This is a genomic window from Chryseobacterium jejuense (genome assembly GCF_017877355.1).
Taxonomy (GTDB): Bacteria; Bacteroidota; Bacteroidia; order Flavobacteriales; family Weeksellaceae; genus Chryseobacterium; species Chryseobacterium jejuense_A.
The window spans coordinates 1-15,772 of sequence record NZ_JAGIPR010000019.1 but is presented as its reverse complement, the minus strand read 5'-3'; the positions used below and the strand labels follow the sequence as shown (position 1 = coordinate 15,772).

12 protein-coding genes and 1 pseudogene are annotated in these 15,772 nt (G+C 35.0%); all 13 read right to left on the bottom strand.

Annotation, left to right across the window (positions count from 1 at the left end; all coding sequences use genetic code 11):
- Positions 1-15: 15 nt before the first annotated feature.
- Positions 16-1,077 (bottom strand): LysM peptidoglycan-binding domain-containing protein, encoded by a 1,062-nt coding sequence (locus J2772_RS23605; RefSeq protein ID WP_209921395.1) that lies wholly within the window; start codon positions 1,075-1,077, stop codon positions 16-18.
- Positions 1,078-3,264 (bottom strand): type VI secretion system Vgr family protein, encoded by a 2,187-nt coding sequence (locus tag J2772_RS23600; RefSeq protein WP_209921391.1) that lies wholly within the window; start codon positions 3,262-3,264, stop codon positions 1,078-1,080.
- Between the two features lie 207 nt (positions 3,265-3,471).
- Positions 3,472-3,885, bottom strand: a complete 414-nt coding sequence (tssD, locus tag J2772_RS23595) for a type VI secretion system tube protein TssD (RefSeq protein WP_045493904.1) — start codon at positions 3,883-3,885, stop codon at positions 3,472-3,474.
- Positions 3,886-4,386: 501 nt separating this feature from the next.
- Positions 4,387-5,265: a lytic transglycosylase domain-containing protein gene (locus J2772_RS23590; protein ID WP_209921388.1), complete on the bottom strand. Its 879-nt coding sequence runs from the start codon at positions 5,263-5,265 to the stop codon at positions 4,387-4,389.
- Positions 5,266-5,332: 67 nt separating this feature from the next.
- Positions 5,333-7,828 (bottom strand): ATP-dependent Clp protease ATP-binding subunit, encoded by a 2,496-nt coding sequence (locus J2772_RS23585; RefSeq protein WP_209921385.1) that lies wholly within the window; start codon positions 7,826-7,828, stop codon positions 5,333-5,335.
- Between the two features lie 271 nt (positions 7,829-8,099).
- Entirely contained in the window at positions 8,100-8,771 is a 672-nt protein-coding gene (locus J2772_RS23580; RefSeq protein WP_209921382.1) for a hypothetical protein, read from the bottom strand.
- A gap of 114 nt (positions 8,772-8,885) precedes the next feature.
- Positions 8,886-10,154, bottom strand: coding sequence for a hypothetical protein (locus J2772_RS23575; protein ID WP_209921379.1), 1,269 nt, complete (start codon positions 10,152-10,154; stop codon positions 8,886-8,888).
- A 193-nt stretch (positions 10,155-10,347) separates the two neighbouring features.
- The gene (locus tag J2772_RS23570) at positions 10,348-10,803 is read right to left on the bottom strand and encodes a hypothetical protein (protein ID WP_209921377.1); all 456 of its coding nucleotides are present in this window, start codon (positions 10,801-10,803) and stop codon (positions 10,348-10,350) included.
- A gap of 187 nt (positions 10,804-10,990) precedes the next feature.
- Positions 10,991-11,332, bottom strand: coding sequence for a hypothetical protein (locus J2772_RS23565; RefSeq protein ID WP_209921374.1), 342 nt, complete (start codon positions 11,330-11,332; stop codon positions 10,991-10,993).
- Positions 11,329-13,107 carry a hypothetical protein gene (locus J2772_RS23560; RefSeq protein WP_209921371.1) on the bottom strand — a complete coding sequence of 593 codons (1,779 nt, stop codon included), beginning with the start codon at positions 13,105-13,107 and terminating at the stop codon, positions 11,329-11,331. Before J2772_RS23560 ends, J2772_RS23565 begins: the two co-directional genes overlap by 4 nt.
- A 39-nt stretch (positions 13,108-13,146) precedes the next feature.
- A complete protein-coding gene (locus J2772_RS23555; protein WP_209921368.1) occupies positions 13,147-13,824 on the bottom strand; it encodes a hypothetical protein in 678 nt (225 codons plus the stop codon).
- The gene (locus J2772_RS23550; protein WP_209921366.1) at positions 13,824-15,188 is read right to left on the bottom strand and encodes a hypothetical protein; all 1,365 of its coding nucleotides are present in this window, start codon (positions 15,186-15,188) and stop codon (positions 13,824-13,826) included. The genes J2772_RS23555 and J2772_RS23550 overlap by 1 nt, the downstream gene beginning before the upstream one ends.
- Before the next feature lie 3 nt (positions 15,189-15,191).
- A pseudogene (locus J2772_RS23545) lies at positions 15,192-15,772 on the bottom strand (Vgr family protein); the annotation flags it as partial.

The following is a 15,772-nucleotide window of genomic DNA, read 5'->3' as shown; positions in this document are numbered from 1 at the left end:
AAGATCTTAAATATATTAGAGTTCTACTTTTTTAATTTTATATTCTGTAATCACCTCAAAATTATTTTTAACTTTTTCAGCTATTGATGCTTTAGCATCTGTTACAAAATTAAAACTCTTATCTATTGTATAAGTTATACGATATACAAAATCAAATTCTGTATAACTGTAATTAATAGCTGGTTTATATATTTTATCATACATTTCCTTGAGCCCCTCTTCAGATAATCCTTTTCTATTTAATGTTCCAACAAGACGATAAGTAGCAAAACGCTCATCCTCAGTAACTATAGACTTCACAACATCTGTTTTTAAATCTATATTTGGAAATAATTGTGAGAATTGACTTAACTCATAATCTTTTAAATTACCTCCCTGATATGCTCTAAAGAAAATATGAAAAAATAAGTTTTTATCCATTGTTTTAGATAAACTTTTCTTTTCCATAAACTCCTTATTCCCAGTTACAATAATATCCTCTGCCTGTTTTGGAGCCTGTGAAGAAAGTTGTTTATAAACCTCATCATTAGTTAAACCAAAATCACGAAATTTAATCCACTTTTTCTCTATTTCATCATGATTAAATATTTTATTCATGAAACCTGTTTCCGAGATATTAAAAGTTATTGGAAACCTTAATTTCTCTAGCTTTTGAGCAAATAAAAACCCTTTTTCATATATAACAGGATCTACAGTGAAATTAAAGTCTGTTAAAGTAACATTAAACACATCTGTATGATCCATTTTCTGGACTAAAAACTCTGAATAAGTACTAGCTGAGAGAGTAATTGTCTCATTATTTACTCTGCTAATATTTAATTGTTCACAACGGTATCTGACACTTTGATTAAAATTCAATTCTTCAGGATTATCCATTTTATTAATAGCTTCTTTATAGGCAATTGGATTGATGACTAAATATTCTAACTGAATAGGCAGTTTATCTGAAATTATCATACTTGCAAAACCACAGTGAGAATTGTGAAAGGACTTTAAATTCTCTACTGAAATTTCATATTTTCCTGCAATTGATTCTAATGTATCTCCTTTATGTATTTTATATTGTGTAAATTTCATTTAATTAATTTCTACTTTTGTTGCCGTAATAGAAATATTACTTGGATTTAATGATATATTAGTAAGTGAACAGCCTGTATCACTTGAATTATCAATAGTTACTGATGAGGAGCCACTTACTGTAACATTAGTACTTTGTAATTTTATACTATCACTTGTTATTTCTATATAACTATTTCCGACTTTCAATGTTACTTTTTGGGCTCCATTTAAATCGATAACACCATCTTTTCCCATTGTCAATACACTTTGTCCTTCTCCCACATCTGTAGTATGTTTACAGCCTACATTTGTTGTATTATTATTTTTAACATGTTTTGTATTGTCATTTCCTACAGTGACCGTTTTGTTATTATTAGCATTAGTCTCAGCATTCCCTGCTCCATCAAAGAACATATTAGCGCCGCCCTGATCTTTAAGATTCATAGATCCTGCGCCATTGTCGTATTTCAATTCTGCGCCGCTTCTTCCGCTAAAGCTCATCACATTATTCCCGGCACCACCACCTGCGCCAATCCCTCCATGGAACATTCCTCCCATTACAAACGGGCGGTCTGGATGCTGGTGTACAAAGTTGATGATTACCTGATCTCCTACTTCAGGAATAGACATGAATCCTCGGTTTTTGCTTACTTTATCACTGCTTCCGGCATCAGGAGACATGACACGGATAAACTCTGTAATATCCGGACCACTTTGCCAGTCAAATTGCACCTGAACTCTTCCCTGATTTTGAGGATCTGTATTGGATACTACTTTGGCAAACTGGGCTTCTGCTCTTGGCGTTTCAAATTCCGGACGTGGGATATAACCCGTATCTGCAGCAATAGCTTCAAATTTACCGTCATAATATCCTCTGGCATCTACCTCATGGGTCACCTCGATAATCATTAGTTTGGTAAAATAAGAAGTTTCATTGCTATCGGATTTACGCATTTCAATATCTGCAGTACATCCCGGATATAAGAAAGGTACGGTGGTAGTTCCGGAAGTGATAAAAACTTCTGAAGCTTTACTTCCCGCAGTTCCCTTTTGAGAAGCATCAATATCCATAAAAGAGGTGGCTTTTATTGGAGCGACTCTTAAAGATGGAGTGGTAAAGGTTTTTTCTGATATTTCGTAAGCACGTCTTGCAATATCCGAGGTATGGCTGATCTTTGAGCTTCCACCCGTCATTTTTTCATTTTTACTACTGTTGTAGCCATAAAAACTAGGGCTTACGTGCTGAGCTTTCATTTTGATCGCAATATCGCTTACACTGCTTCCGTACGTAAGTTTTACTGGTTTTTCCTGAGGTGGGAGTTTTCCAAAATGCAATACTTCACCGTCATAATAAAACTGTTCACCATAAGCTTCTGCCATTCTTGCCAGATAATTATAGTGTGTTTCTTCGTATTGTGAGCTGTAGGAAACATTTCCATGCTGTGCATCTACTCTGAAATCGAATTTATTATGTCCCAGTCCTTCACTGATAACATGATACGCAATACTGTTCAAACTCATCGGCTGGCTTCCTCCAAAACTCTGAATGTGAGGTGCTGCATCCAAAAGTATTGTAGGGCTATATCCTTTAAGAACAATATTTCCAAGACTTCCTTTTTCCTGGCTGAAACCTACTTCTGTGACTACTCCCACGAAGTTACGTTCAGCCCCTTGTATGATATCTTTATATTTAAAAACAACAGTGATTCTTTTTCCAAGAAAATTCTGTGCTTCCTGAAGATTATGGTTTTCTACGCTACCCAGTGTATCATGAGCCAGTGTAAGGCTAAATTCATGATGTTTGGCAGCACTCTGTACCAGCTTAAAATGTTTAAAATGGTTGATGATCTGCCCTTCAATAACCACATCCAGTTTTACCACACGGTTGATTCCGGCAATAATACTTTGAGGAATGGCTTCGGCATTATGTATTTTTGAAGTGGGTTGTTTCGCCCACACTTTCTTTTCAATGATAGAAGGATTGTTCGGAACAAAAGTCTGGTTCATAAACATATTGGCTCCCTGCACAGTGCTCATGCCCTGTTGTCCTGCTTTTACAGCTTTCATCACTTTATCGCCCGCTTTACTCACCTTTTCTTCTGCTTTTTTAGCAACATTTTCCGTCGCATTTTTCAACTGCTCTTTGCTGCTTTTCAGATCAGTCTTTGGGCTATCTACTTTAATTGTTTTGTCATCCTGAAACATAGTGCTTGTGTTTAAGTTAAAAATTAAATAAACTGCTGATTATCCAGCAACAGAATCAAAAAATATAAGGTTAGATCTACAAAATATGCTTATGAAAAAAAATGAATTCTTAAAATCTATTATGTCCTTATATAAAAACAGGACAGCATACTCTTCCGAGCGCACTGTCCTGTACCAATTTTATTTTTACTAAGATGATGAATAGGCTTATTTACCTGCCGAAGGCCACAGTCCAGCGTATTGAGAAGTACCGTAGTCGATAGTTTCAGCACTGATTACGAAGCTGATCAGCATACTGTTGCTGTCGATGGCATCAAAATCTACTTCATGTTGGATAACGTATCCGTTCTCCCATTTTAAAGTGATTAGAGTTCCTTCTTCGTGAGATTTGTTGAAAACAATTTCTCCTACTGTCGGCTTATATTTTCCGTTCAATAAGCTTTCTAGGATGTCTGATTTTTCAGTAGCTTCTACTGTAACTTTGATTAATGCGTTAGAAGGGTCTGAAGCTACACGTCCTGATACGTCTGTTGATCTTGATACGCTGTAGTTCATTTTTAATAATTTCTGACCTTCTCCGTTGTTGAATTTTAAGATTCCTCTCGAATTTCTTTCTGCCATGATTTGTAAATTTTAATCGTTAGTAATATTTTGTGATTCAGTGATTGTGTAGCAAATATAGAGGGTCTTTTTTCGGAAAAAAAACTTTTAACTATAAATCTGAAAAATTGTAGTAGTTCTACGACTTTTTGTAGTAATTCTACGACATTGGATTTAATAACTCCACTTAATTGCTATACAGAAAGGAATTTTAAAAACTCGCAAAACACTGACAGGATGGAATATTTTACACACCAATGAGAAATATTAATATTTTTTAAGGAAAAATTAACATATATTAACTTTTTCTTAAAATGAGAAAATGAGAAAATAAAACACTCAAATTCTTACCTATAAAATCTAAAAATTTATCTCTTTTATTCAAAAAATTCTATTCTTTGTAACGAATATATGAGGCAACCCCGATTTTTATCTTTTTTGGAATACTAAACAGATTAAACATATCAAAAAAAATAACCAAACCGTAAATAGGTTTGGTTACTATACATATTGTTGGTTGGTTTAAGGTTGTACCCCTGCACCAGCTCCTGCGCTTTCTTTGATTGATCTGGTAAGTATTTTATTCTTTCTGAGAAGAAAATCCGGCATCAAGTCGGTAGGAAGATAAAAAGAACTTTCACCTTTTTTCTGCAACTCTTCTGTAATTCCCGGGTTCCAGGCAAGAATTTTATCTACCTCCACATCCAGCTCATCCGCTATTACATTCAGACTAAACCCAGCATTGATCTCTGTTTCTGATAGTGCTTCACTGGTTGCTTTTCTGTTTCCATCTTCAAAGAACACCTTATTGATCCTTGCAGAATTATAATTACTTAATACACTCTGAAGTTCTCCTGTTGCATAGCAGGCATTCAGGTATTTTTTCACGTGATTGATGGTTTCTGCAGGAAGGTATTTAGAGAATTCGTGGTACTGACTGGAGCCTGCCGCCTGCATAGCTTTGGCGACATTTCCTTCACCACAGTTATAAGCAGCCACTACTGTTACCCAGTTATTATATTTTTTGTACAAATTAGCAAGGGAAATAACTGCTGTTTTTGTGCTTTTATACACATCTGTACGTTGATGTTCTGCAAGACCATACTGATTGGCATGAGCTGTCATCAGCTGCCATACTCCTACTGCTCCGGCTCCGGAGGTTATATTTTTATCAAAATGGGATTCAATAAGGGCTAAGTTTCTTAAATGTTTGGGAAGCCCTTTCTGAAGGAGTAATTGTTCAATAAATTCAACAAGATCTTTGTTGGAATTAATGATTCCCTGATATTTTCGCACACTGCTTTCTGAGGTATCTGATGCAGCAAGAAACTGCCCGTTTACTAAAACAACTGTTCCCAAAAGCATTACGCCTGTAAAGATATTTCTGACGATGGTTTTCATCTTAATGTTATTTATAAAGCAAAAAGGCCAATTGATAAAATTCACCTTTTTGCTATTTACTTTCTAATTAATCTACTTTCCAGCTTAATTTTTCTTCTTCCTTATTCCAGTCTACATGAATAGTCTGTCCGGATTTCACTTCTTCTCTTACGATCATTTTGGAAATAGGTCTTGCCAGCTGTGCACGGATTACTCCGGAGATCTGTCTGGCTCCATATTTACTGCTGAATCCACCAAGAGCAAGATTTTTCACTGCCTCATCAGTAATCTTTAAAGCAATTCCTAATCTTGTTAATGAAGTATGAAGTGATTTTAACTGAATGTTGAAAATTCTTTCTGCAATAGATTCCGTGATTGGTGCAAAAGGAATAATCTCTGTAATTCTGGCTAAGAATTCCGGTCTGAATCTTCCTGAGTTTGACATAATCTGCATCAGTGAGGAGGATTCAGGAACTTTTCCTTCTTCAAACTGTTTTACAATCTCTTCACTTCCGATGTTAGATGTGAATAGGATCAAAGCATTACTGAAGTCTCCTTCTTTTCCAAGTTTATCATGTACTTTTCCTTCGTCCATAATTTGAAGAAATACATCAAACACGGAATGGTGGGCTTTTTCAATTTCATCAAATAAAACAACGGTATATGGCTGCTGCCTAATCTTGTTCACCAGCATCCCTCCTTCTTCGTATCCTACATATCCCGGAGGCGCTCCATATAGTAACGCTGCTGAATGTTCTTCTTTAAATTCCGACATATCAAAACGAACCATGGCCTTCTCATCGTTGAACAATAGTTCTGCCATTGATTTGGCAAGCTCTGTTTTTCCGGTTCCGGTAGGTCCTAAAAGGAAGAAAGATCCAATTGGCTGCCCCGGTTTGTTTAATCCGCTTCGGTTTTCAACAATAGCATCGGAAAGGATTTTTAATGCGTGATCCTGACCTACTACCCTGTTCAGTAGAAGAGACTCCATATTCAGAAGCTTTTCTTTTTCCTGTGCCTGAATTTTCCCGATTGGAATATTGGTTTTAGCAGCCATTACAGCAGCCAGTTCAAGCCGGTCTACTTTTTCTCTTTTTTTAGCAGCATGCTGTAAAAGCTCTGCATAGGTATCTTCAATGATCTTTTGGATCTGATCTACTGGCATTGAGTTATCCAGAGCAGGCTGTTCACTCAATGATCCCCATAAAATAGGGCTTATTTTGTCTCTTAATAAATTATAAGTCCAGATCAGTTCGTCTGCTTTATCTTTATTATCAAGGAATTCTTCTTTCAAAATAGCATCATAGCTTTCTTTCCAGCTGCTTAGTTCTTTTTCAGAAAGTTCGTCCAGCATTTTGATGGCTGCCATGGTTCTGTCTAACAAATCAATGGCTGCATCCGGTAATTTTTTACCTTTTGCATATCTTTTGGCTAAACGTACACATTCCGGAAGGGCTGTTTTTTCCACTTCAATACCGTGGTGTTTTTTATAGCCTTCAAGGAGAACGTCAATCATTTTTACACAAGTCTTTTCATCCGGCTCATTTACAGTTAATACCTCAAAACGACGATTGAAAGCCTGTTCCGGCTCAATAATTTTTCTGTATTCTTCCTGAGTAGTTGCTCCGATAACCGTAATTTCACCTCTTGCCAGTTCAGGTTTCAGAAGGTTGGCTACGTTTCCGATGCTTCCTTTCGGATCTAAAAGGGTATGGATTTCATCAATGAAAAGAATTGCTTTTTCAATTTTCTTACATTCATTGATTACTTTTTTCAGACGGTCTTCTATTTCTCCTTTATAAGAGGTTCCTGCTAATAATGCTCCGGTGTCCAGTTCTAAAAGGGTTCCGTTTTTAAGCATTTCCGGAACATTTCCTTTTGTAATTTCAATAGCGAACCCTTCTACCAGGGCTGTTTTTCCAACTCCCGGTTCTCCGATGATGATAACATTCGGTTTGCTTCTTCGGCAAAGGATTTCTACCAACATTCTCAGTTCTTTATCTCTGCCGATAATGTTTTCAAGGGTTCCGTTTCTGGCCTGTGCTGTTCTGTCTACACAATAGCTTTTAATGGATGGAAGAGACAAATCTGTAAAGTCTGAGCCGTTAGAGAATAATGATGCAAAATCTCCATTTTCAGAAACGGTAAACGGAGTATCTTTTCTATACAGGTTGAAGATATCATGTTCTCTCAGTGGTAATGACTTCAGCTGCTGAAGTGAAAATACTACCTGAGGTTTTACAATAGCTGTAAGAATACAGATCGGAGTAATTTCATCCAGTCCCAGTTTTAAACGGATATCATCGGCTTCTTCTATAAGAGTATCTACCGCTTCATCCTGGCCTACTTCATCAGGAAGATGACTGGTCTTAGGATATTCTTCAATACGCACATCTGCCCATTCGTAGAAATAGCCGGGATCTTTATCTATACTTTTTAAAAATTCATTTAGACCAATATCTTTATGCATTAGGGCCTGCAAAATATGCGGACCTCCGTAAGTGCCATTATAATTTTCCCTCGCTATCGACTGAGCAATATGAAATAGCTGTTTTACTGTTTCGTTGGTTACTAGTACTCCCATTTATAATTTTTCTTATATTAATATTTGCGTTCTGTTTACTATTATTTCCAGATGATTTGATGTTCTTTTGTAAACCTGTACTTTTTATTGCTGATGATTCAGAAATCAAAAGCGGTTCTTTTATTTTGCTAAAATTAAATATTTTATTCTAAATATGATAAAGATAGTTAATTCTTCAATTAGAGAAGTAATAACGGTTCTTTTTTATCCTTTCTCCTTTTTTAAATAGATCATAAAATCCCGTATTTCTTTCTCCAGAGCTTGGTTTTCCTTATATATCCAGAAAATATAGCAGGATCAGGCTTACCCACTGAAGTCCGATATAGATATAAAAAATCATGGCTGAAGGTTCTGCCAGTTCGTGTAATTTTTCAACCAGTGTGGTTTTGATGATGTCATAAAAGTCTACATTTTCATCTTCTAAATTCAGTTCATCAAATTTTACTTTGTTCAAAGCATATCCTAAAACACGCTTAAGGATTTTATTTTCTGAGCTGTTTTTAAATTCATTCACCAGCCTTACTTTTGCCAATGCATAATCTGCACTGTTGCGTACAACCACGGGCTGGTTGTTTTTAATTTTGCCAACCACTTTATCAATAAATGGAACTAAAATTGTTTTGGAATGATCCTGAACAAGTCTGCTGATGATTCTTGACATCCCATACTTCGTGGAGAAAATAGCAATGCAAAAGGGAGCTGCAATCATTAACAGATAAAAAAGCCCAGCAGACAAAGGTTTGGCCATTACTGTTACCAACAGAAATGCAAGTGCCCCACTGTGTCCTAATGATGAGCCTAAACTTTCGGCCATTATATAGATTCCCAAAGAAAATGTAATAACCGTTGAAAGGATTCCTATGGTATAAATTTTAAATAAGCTGAAGATAAAAACAGCGGATAGTTTTGAAAAGTATTTAAAATGATCTGTGATTTTGTTCATTAGTGTTTAATTTGATAACATGGTTTTTATTTGTGAAGATAATGGATCTCCTTTATGAGTGGTACAATATAACCAATATTTTTATTACAAAATAATCCGTAATAATCCCATATTTTAGTAGAAAATTTCCTGAGCATCCATTTCCTTTGTATCAGCATTATAGTTTTCTTTTTTAATAATCCGACCACCACGATCAAATTTGTACTTCATGGAATCTGATGCAATAAGCAGCTTGCTTTGTCCCTTTTGTCCGTTGTAATTACTATAAATGCTATATTCATGAGCCACAATATTGATTTCCGAAGGCTGGTAAGAGTATTCTGTTTCAATAATTTGTAAAGGAATTGCGGACTGATCTTTCAGTTTATCCCATGCCTGCTTCTTTTGTTCTTCAATGGACATTGTTGCCCATTTTCCGTTAATTAAAACAGTGGAATCTGTAATTTTATATTCATAGCTTATTGCTTCAACTACCTCCTCTTTAAGATAGGTGTATGTTTTTTTAAGAAAATGGTTGATGATCTTTTCAGGATGATCCTTGTCTATAGTGCCTGAATACTCAAGGGTACTTAGCAGCTTATGTTCATTGTTATAAGTATATTCAATCACATCATTCCGGTTTTGAGTATACTTTTTTATCAATTGTCCCAGGTTGTTGTACTCATAGAAAAATATTTTTGTTTCATCTTTGATTACGTTTCCATTGGGAGCTATTTCTTTCTCCCAGGCATTTTCTTTCTGTATATAGCCATTTTTATCATACACCCAAGTTATCTCTGATTTAAAATTTTCATCGTCCTGCTTTCTGAAAATCAATCTTGATTTTTCATCATACCTATTTTCCAACAAAACTTTATTTAGCAACATTCTTTCTTTAGCTAGTTTCAAAAGCTGCCCATATTTGTTATACTGATACAGATATTTGTTTTTACCTTCCGGAACATCTATTTCCATGGTTTTGATGAGCCCCAGGTTATTCAATTCTATATGGGTAAAAAATTCTCCACCGCCTGTTCCCGCTGCTCCGAGTGCAAATTTGTGAAAATCTGCATATTTTTTGGGTACAATATATTTGAAATCATTGATTTTTAATAATCCTGCAAGATTCATTGCTTCCGGGTCCTTTAGGGTAAGGATATGTTTATCCAGGTCGGCTGTTAAATATAGGCTATGATCTGAAGTTGGGGAATAAAATAGAATGCTATTTCCTTTTTTAGAATAAGCTGTTCTCTGATCCGGATAAAGTTCTGTCTCATTAAATATTTCTACCTCTCTATTGTTCTCTTCCCTCTTCGGATCACCTGAATAGCAACCGATAACCAGGCTAAAACATATGAAAATAAATCCTATTAACAGAATAGTTTTTGAATTGGAAATAGTCATTTAGTTTTTTATTAAGCTTTTGAAGGGAAGGTACTGTTCCCGGTCGCTTCATCATATCCTTGATTCTTTTTCATCTTTTGCCGTTACCAGCTCTGCGTTGTATTGTTTAACATCAACTACATATCCCGGATGAAAGAATTGCACTCCAGTGGCTTTCCAAAATAAATACAAATTACAGATTAGATCAGAAGTTTTAAAATTTTTCCAAATCAGAAAAACTTAAATCCTGGATTTTTGGTAAAGAATTAATTTTTATTGCTTTTTTCCTTATGTTTTTTTTATCTGGACCAAAGTCTTGCTCAAATTCTAATTTAGTTCCTGCTAATAAGTTAATTTCAGTTTCAAAGGTCGTATCTTTTCCATCCCATATTACCCGTGATATTTTTACCAATTCAAAATTATTTTTATTCAGTCTGAATTCATAGCTGCTTTTCCGGTGATCAATATCAGTAAGCATTATTAATTTTCCATTTTCAATAAAAAAATCCGGAACATTATTGCCACTATATTCTCCATTTTTACGGCTAGGGTATTGCCCCTCAATAAGTTTCGTAGAAGAAACAACCAGTTGAAGTTTCTTATTGGGTTGTGAGAGAAATATTTGCAATCTCGATGGTTGCGTCTTATCCGTTATATCCATTTCTACCATAATCCTGTCATTGCATTTATCATTATTCAGATCCCCCACTTCTTCCTGTATCAGAGATGTAAAATTGTTTTTATTAACATTCTGTGAATATAAATTAACATTGAACAAGAGAATGAATATAACAATGGATGATGATATTTTTTTCATTTTTTATTTTTATTGATCAATAAGACTTTGTCAGTAAAATTTATTTAGCCAAAGGATTATCTATTAAAGCACTGGTTATAATATAAACAGAAAAAATCAGACACATTATATAAAGTAATCCTAAAAAAGCAATAATCCGGATCAAATATAAAGCCCAGATATTTTTAATTATTTTTATGAGAATCATATCCATAAGAACAAATAAAATAGTAGTGGGGATACTTATAATCAAACCAAACTGCTTTATTATTTTTACAATGAGTTCTACATTAACAGATTCAATGATACTACTATAACTATATATAAAATAAACAGTTACCATTACATTTGACAGTAAAAAAACGAGTAGCGTTTTGCCAATGACTTGCGTTATATTTTTCATACTTTCTTTCTATATCCTGGATTTTTTCCTGAACTGAATACGTCTTTTAAACTATCTTCCACTTTTTTCCATAATTGGGTATGACTTAAACTATGGGATGCCATAGCCAGATAGGAAAGAGATCCCGGCGCTTTCATAATGTCTTTGGCGAATGCCTCTTCATCTTTTGAAGTCACCAAATAAGCATGGTATTTACCTACAAATTTCGAATACACTTCCAAATTCTTTCTCAACTTTGTAATTTCTGTATCTAATTTTCCAAAAACCAAAGGTTCAAGTACTTGATCAATTGTGATTACTATCAAAGCCAACATAGAAGGTTTAATAAACTGGCTAAATAACCTCATCAGCAAATCTTCCAGCTCCCGGGCCTGTACTGCACCTTGTGCTCCTTTTAAAAAAGCATCAAATTCTTTTCTTTTATTTCTGGAATTATAGGGATCGCTTTCAAATATAGGTACATCTATAATGGACAGTGCTTTGGTTTGCTTTTTAGGCGTCCAGGATGTTTCATCAATACTATCAGTGATTCCTTTATTTTCTCCAAATAAACCTGCTAATAAGTTTAAGAGATAACTATCCTTTGGACTGCTTTTAATGTCAAACAAAATATTTAAAACACTCAGCCCCTGTGTCAGATTTAAATTTTGTGCCCATGTTACTTTATCATGCCCTTTTGCTATGCCTGCATTGTAATTATTATACACATCATAGGTCCATCGCAGAAGACTATTTAAAAGGCTAACAAACGAATCTTTTTCTTTTTGCAGGTTAGAATTTTCAATTTTTAGAGAGTTAATATAGTTGATAAACTCTCTCGTAATCATATTCATTCCCAAAAAAGCTTTTGCCATTTCTTTCCATGCCGGAATTGCTCTTTTCTTATGGCTATTGGGAAGACCTATCCCCTTAAGATAAGTTAAAATAGTATCTTTATCTACATCTTTCAATGTTTCTATACCTTTTTTAAATTTATTCACTTGAAAAGACTTCAATAAGCCTTCTAAATTGGTCAAACTGAAGTCTGCAATCAATTGTTGGGTCAGATCATACTCATTATGAACGTTAATGATCTTACAGTTTTTATGTAATTTTCCATGATTCAACTGATGTTTTTTCTGGAAAAAAGGAGTTGATAAATACGTAATACTTTTAACTTTCCACTCTTTAGGGAATTCTGTAATCTTACGAGGTTTCAAAATACTGGATTTTGCAATCATATCCTTACTGGAGATAAGCTCTGTAAACTGATTAATGACGTTACCACCATGTGAATGACCAATGAGATGCAAATGTACCTCCTGATTTTTCCAGCCAGGATACATTCTTAACAGCAGATCAAATAATCTCTCAGAAGCTTTGATTCTTTCCTTGGTATCATTGTCACCAGACCAACTGAAAAAATCTCCTTCGATATTTAAATCATTAAATTGAGGTTTAAGTTCCTTGATTTTATTCCATAAATTATTTAAACTTTCCTTTGTTTCTTCTTTGGTCTTTTCATCAATATATTTCCAATAGCTTGTATTGGCCTTATGTTTCGTTCCTTCAGTATTTCCAGGGTCTGTAGTTCCAGCGACAAACATAAGAATATCAATAATTCTTCCTTCTCTTTTAGGGGAATCTTTGGGGTCTCCATATTTTACCCCTTTTTCTACCCCTGTCTCAGTTACGGATTCTCCGGCAGAAGTAATAATGTTTTCCCTGGAATACATACTGTGCCCCTCCTGAGATATTTTGGTATAAGTACCTTTTACAATTCTCGTCCTACTCATAGTTTACTGGCATTAAAATTTCTGTAATGATCTCAATTATTATTTTTCACTGATGATTTTACCGGTATTGGCATCCATCTGATAAACAACAGGTTTCCAGGCACTAGGTTCACCAGGAGAGGTTTTCATGATTTCCATCAGCTCTTTTTCTGAAAGTCTTTTTCCCTGCATAATCATAATATTCCAAACAGGGATATCCTGGTCGTATACAATATCATATTTATTGGTTCCGTCATCATTTAGCCTTCCTGCTCCTGTTTTAAGGTTAATGTATCCTTTTTTATCAAGAAAGTTCAATACATCCTGGTACTTGATCTTGCCATAGTTTTGATCTTCATCTACCGTTTTTTCAAGATTTCCGTTTTTGTCATAGTATTCGGATTTTTCTACTTTCACAGTTTCACTGATTCTGGTTTCTTTTTTATTAAGATTCCCGTTAGGATAAAACTCTTTGTAAACATACAGGAATGATGGTTTAGGAAGTAATTCTTCCAAAGTTCCTGCTTCATCCTTTTCCGGAGCAGACATAGATAAAACAGTGTATCCATTTTTCAGCTCCAATGTTCCGTTGCTTTCCTGATATTTTTTAAATAAAGCAAAATCAAATTTTTCAACCATGGTACTCGTTTTATTATTTTTATGAGCCTCTTCTTTTTTAGACTGGCAGGTACATATTACAAAACATAATATGGAAAGGTAAATTAATAATTTTTTCATTACAGCATAATTTTAGAATTCAACACTTTCCATTGCCATTTAAAAACACTTATTCTTGGGATTTGTATATGATGACAATAGTCCATAAGATTATTTGTTTTATAAGCTTCATAGGTATATTTGGCGGGAACATTTCCATCAAAAGTATGAGGCAATCCTAATGCATGCATTAATTCATGGGCAACCGTTTCTTTTGAATGGGTATAGAACTGAACCGTAAAAGTGGTATTAAAAAATGAAAAGCCATTAGTGTATGAAGAAATCTTACCATTCTTCCACCCGGGATATATATCTTCTATAAAAAAGACTTTGAAATACGAATCATACTGACTGCCATATTTATCCCGGAATTTCTCTTCCAGGTAGTCTCTTAAGCCACTAGAGTTGTTTATATAATACTTTCCATCAATCTTTTTACAAAACTTGAATCTGAATGCATTATACAGAAGATTCCCCGTACAGTCAATAGAGAAAGAATTCTGAATAGTTGGAGATACCAACGCCTGATTCAGGCATTCTGTAAAATACTGCTGACTGCCCGGTTTTGGTTTTCCCACTTTAATGACATCATTAATATCAGTTTTTACGGAAATAAAAAGAGCAGAAATCTTTTTGACATGAGCCGCTGAATTAGGATGAATGATTAATGCACCACAGATTTCTCCATCTGCTTTTACATACAGTATCTGCTCTTTGGAAAACTGTTCCTTACAGGCTATTTTCAGATAATTGGATTTGTCATACTTCCCTACTTTAATCACTCCGATCTCTTTGAGGTTTAATGACAGATATTTTTCTGCTTCTTTATCTTTGAACTCAAAAGTTAGCTTTTGAGGTTTTTCTTTAATTTCAATTTTAAGGGTTAACAATGCTGATTTTCCTTTCAGTAATGTCAGAACCGGTATTGGATACAGGTAAGGTGTTTTATTGACTTTCTTCCAGGAAATGGAAAGACTTTTGTAGCTTTTCAGCTTTTTATCATACATATTGGGATCTTTGTGGAAATTGGTATTCCAGCTGTTCCCATTTTTAAAAACTGTAACATTATCAGCCTCATAATATTTTCCCATGATCGTTCCGAACCAGTTATCTCCCAACTGTCCTGAATCGCCTTCTCTTAGCCAGTCAAAGCCAAAATCAGGATTATCTTTATACTTATCATGAGGTCTGAATTTCACCATACATTTAGCCACCACTTTTCCGGCAGATGGTTTTGATGGGTTTCCAAAACTTAACCCATCACTGACCCCGGTTTCAGTAATGGCAGCTCTGGCGGTGGTGATAATATTCTCGTTAGAATACATGCTATGACCTTCCTGAGAAATCTTGGTATAAGTACCTTTTACAATTCTCGTTCTGCTCATGGCTTAGTGGGCTTTTGATTTCTCGCCGCTATTGTTTTGTACTTCTGCCTGTGCGTGTTTATGAACGAATTTTCCGGATTGGATATTCATATCTTTTTCACTCACCTCATTTCGCTCTTTCTTGGTTTCACTATGTACATCACCTTCAATAATCTCGGTAAGTTTTCCGGTGATAAATGTGCTTGCATTTCCAATTACAGAAGTCAGTTTCATAGCTCCAACACTCTCAGTATTGTTCAGCCCTATACTGTCAGATTTATTCATTCCCACCGTTGTAGTCATGTTTTCACCTACATTAATGTTCATATTCTTACAGTTCAGCGTCATGGTTTCCGGTGCAGTGATATTGATGTTGCTTCCCGTAGTATCCAGATGGATCTCGTTACCGCTTTTATCTGTGATGATGATACTTTCATCTTCTGTGAAAACAATTCTATGTCCGCTTCTGGTTTGAATAGATTTTACACGGTTGTCTGCTCCTCCTCCTAAACCAACTCCACCATGGAACATTCCTCCCATTACAAATGGACGGTCAGGATGGCTGTGGACAAAGTTCACCATTACCTGGTCGCCTACTTCGGGAA

What these genes read in the sequence shown, in the direction of transcription:
- J2772_RS23600 (WP_209921391.1), bottom strand. Translation starts at nt 3,264, where the DNA reads ATGTTTCAGGATGACAAAACAATTAAAGTAGATAGCCCAAAGACTGAT.
- J2772_RS23605 (WP_209921395.1), bottom strand. Translation starts at nt 1,077, where the DNA reads ATGAAATTTACACAATATAAAATACATAAAGGAGATACATTAGAATCA.
- J2772_RS23575 (WP_209921379.1), bottom strand. Translation starts at nt 10,154, where the DNA reads ATGACTATTTCCAATTCAAAAACTATTCTGTTAATAGGATTTATTTTC.
- J2772_RS23550 (WP_209921366.1), bottom strand. Translation starts at nt 15,188, where the DNA reads ATGAGCAGAACGAGAATTGTAAAAGGTACTTATACCAAGATTTCTCAG.
- J2772_RS23555 (WP_209921368.1), bottom strand. Translation starts at nt 13,824, where the DNA reads ATGAAAAAATTATTAATTTACCTTTCCATATTATGTTTTGTAATATGT.
- J2772_RS23585 (WP_209921385.1), bottom strand. Translation starts at nt 7,828, where the DNA reads ATGGGAGTACTAGTAACCAACGAAACAGTAAAACAGCTATTTCATATT.
- J2772_RS23580 (WP_209921382.1), bottom strand. Translation starts at nt 8,771, where the DNA reads ATGAACAAAATCACAGATCATTTTAAATACTTTTCAAAACTATCCGCT.
- tssD (WP_045493904.1), bottom strand. Translation starts at nt 3,885, where the DNA reads ATGGCAGAAAGAAATTCGAGAGGAATCTTAAAATTCAACAACGGAGAA.
- J2772_RS23590 (WP_209921388.1), bottom strand. Translation starts at nt 5,265, where the DNA reads ATGAAAACCATCGTCAGAAATATCTTTACAGGCGTAATGCTTTTGGGA.
- J2772_RS23570 (WP_209921377.1), bottom strand. Translation starts at nt 10,803, where the DNA reads ATGGTAGAAATGGATATAACGGATAAGACGCAACCATCGAGATTGCAA.
- J2772_RS23560 (WP_209921371.1), bottom strand. Translation starts at nt 13,107, where the DNA reads ATGAGTAGGACGAGAATTGTAAAAGGTACTTATACCAAAATATCTCAG.
- J2772_RS23565 (WP_209921374.1), bottom strand. Translation starts at nt 11,332, where the DNA reads ATGAAAAATATAACGCAAGTCATTGGCAAAACGCTACTCGTTTTTTTA.